Here is a 2,310-nt window from a genome sequence, read left to right on the forward strand (position 1 = left end):
GTTATTCTCAGCACGCGCGATGCAGGCTCCGCGCCTGGGTCGATCGGAATTTCGTGTTTGCCTGCCAGGGCACCGGAAAGGCAGATCAGGCGACAAAGCGTCATTTCAATGTGCGCTCGCTGCCGTTCGAGCTCCGCCAGGCTCTTTGCGAAGACAGGCCTTACGTCTGGCCGCTCGGCAGTGTCGCTGAAGAGATTCGACTGAACCTTGAACAGCTCGATGTAGTTGATGATCGTGCGATCACCGTAGCCGGACATCCGTCCATGCTCGCGCAGGTAACGCATGCGTTGCCCAGGGTCTGGATCGCAACGGATTGCCGCGCCAGCCCCGTCCTCGAAGACGACCATCGCCACGGTCTTACTCCCCTCGCCGCCCTGGGCATTGCGCACTAGCTTTGGAATGGGTCTTTGCACACTCATCTCCCTGTCTTGGATGCCCCCAATATGCGAGCCAGGCAGACTGTTCCGCAAGCAGAATAATTCACGCCAAATACTGCAAAACAGTGCGAGATTGGAGCGTTGGCCGGCCCCTCCCTGATGCAGCTATTGCATCCGGTTGCAGTAGTTGCAACGTCCAATTCACTTGGGCCCTTGCTTTGCAACTTTGATTAGAGTATCTTCATTTCCAACGCGAGCCCTAGAAGCTCTCCACTCCCCTTGGGCGCCCTCCGGCGCCCTATTTTTTTCCGAGACCAGAATGAGCCATCTCCTGACGACGCTGTCCACCTCTCTCATCGAGTGCGATACGGTCCTCTCTCACAAGGTCCGCGACGGCGACCCGGAGGTCAAAGCCGTTCTGCAGCGTTCCATGGAAGCGCGCAAGGCTTTCGCGGATGCGTTCCCCGAGCCGGAGACCACGCAGGCCCCCGTGCGCGTACTGATGAGCGTGAGCAACCCCAACGACATGTCGCAAGCGCCGGACTACGCAACGGTCCTGGTCAATGACGAGTTCATCGCGCAGTTGCGGAACCTGCAGGGGGTCTGCAAGTCCCTGAACATCGACATGGTCCACGTCAACGGCGGCCCTGACGCGTGGCATCACTTGGGGCACTGCAGTGGTGATGACCACCGCACTGAACTGGACTACCTGTGCGTCAGCAGGGACATGTTCTATTTCACCGCGAACCCGAAGCACCACGACCTGCCCTTCGAGTCTGAGGCCATGGTGATCGACGACTTCATCAAGCGAGCCCTCGCCAGCCAGGACGACTACCTCATCCTGGCCGAAGGCGTGGACGAGGAAGAGCTGGACGAGATCCTGGGCCGCACGGCCGCCCCCAGCGGTCCGTAACCCGCTGATTCATATAGATCAACCTTGCTAGCCACCAGGGGACACCTGGTCCACAATTCAGTTCTTGCAGGAGACAGCAGATGGGACGCGGCGTTTACTCTTCCACCTTCCAGGACACCGGCGGCACCTTCCTGGTGTCAGGCACGCTCTGCACGCAGGAGGACTACGAAGCCTACGTAGCTGACCACAAGGCCAGTGCAGATCCGGATGACGAGCCGATGAGCTACGACACCTGGGCGCAGCAGGAAGTCGATGATCAGTACGAGAACCTGGCCAGCACCATCCAGGACGTTGCCAATGCATTTGCCGGCGCTGTCACAGCAACTGCTGGAGATCTTCGCGGGAAGCGCGCCGGATTCGATCGCGAGTTCACCATGCTGTTGGATGCAGGCCCGATCCAAGTCGGATTTATGGGCTGGGAACACGATATCGTAGTCGGCGCCGGTGCGGATCACAGCCGCGAGTACGACTCGCCGCAGGACAAGATCGCCAACCCCGATGCCTACGCCAAGGATCAGCTGGAAGCCGGCTACGTGGCCAGTGACTACGCCGAGCGCGCCAAGGCGCTGTCCGATGACCTGCTGACGTACACGCGCCTGGAGCTGCAGGACAACGGGTTCGAGTGCCGTTTCCGCACATCGGGCTGGACCACCTCTGCCTACAGCAAGGCCGACAACCCGTCCGCGGAGAAGGCGGAGCTGGCTGGCCGCATCATTGCCAACCTCGCCTACTTCAACTCGCAGCATCCGCTGGATGACCTGATCGCCACGCGCGAAGGGCGCGTCGCCTTCACCAAGCAAGTCCTGGACATCCTCAACGACGACGACAACTACGGCGCCGTCCAAGTGCGGGTGCCGCTGTACTACCCGGACCAGGAGAATGTCGCCTACTTCGACGGCTTCGAGATCTCGCGTTACTCGGACGCTCAGTGCATGTACAACGCTGAGATCTCGCCCGAGCTGCTGGCCACCTTCGAGCCGCAGGAAGGCGAGGTGGACCAGTACACGCTCTATCACATCC

The 2,310-nt window shown here is 60.5% G+C and carries 3 protein-coding genes; 2 read left to right on the forward strand and 1 reads right to left on the reverse strand.

The genetic code is table 11. The annotated features are described in order from the left end of the window. The coding region (locus tag AC04MI_RS24715) for a hypothetical protein (RefSeq protein WP_476498987.1) at positions 1 to 353 on the reverse strand (353 nt) is incomplete at its 3' end. Positions 354 to 696: 343 nt separating this feature from the next. Between AC04MI_RS24715 and AC04MI_RS24720 the strand changes: the two genes are divergently transcribed. Together AC04MI_RS24720 and AC04MI_RS24725 are read left to right on the forward strand one after the other, a co-directional pair. Further along, on the forward strand, positions 697 to 1,290 hold the full coding sequence (locus tag AC04MI_RS24720) for a hypothetical protein (protein WP_436001428.1): 594 nt from the start codon (positions 697 to 699) through the stop codon (positions 1,288 to 1,290). Between the two features lie 80 nt (positions 1,291 to 1,370). Continuing rightward, positions 1,371 to 2,310, forward strand: a 940-nt coding sequence (locus AC04MI_RS24725) for a YbdD/YjiX family protein (protein ID WP_476498988.1), incomplete at its 3' end; no start/stop codon positions are given.

Source organism: Acidovorax sp. LjRoot204 (assembly GCF_056175785.1).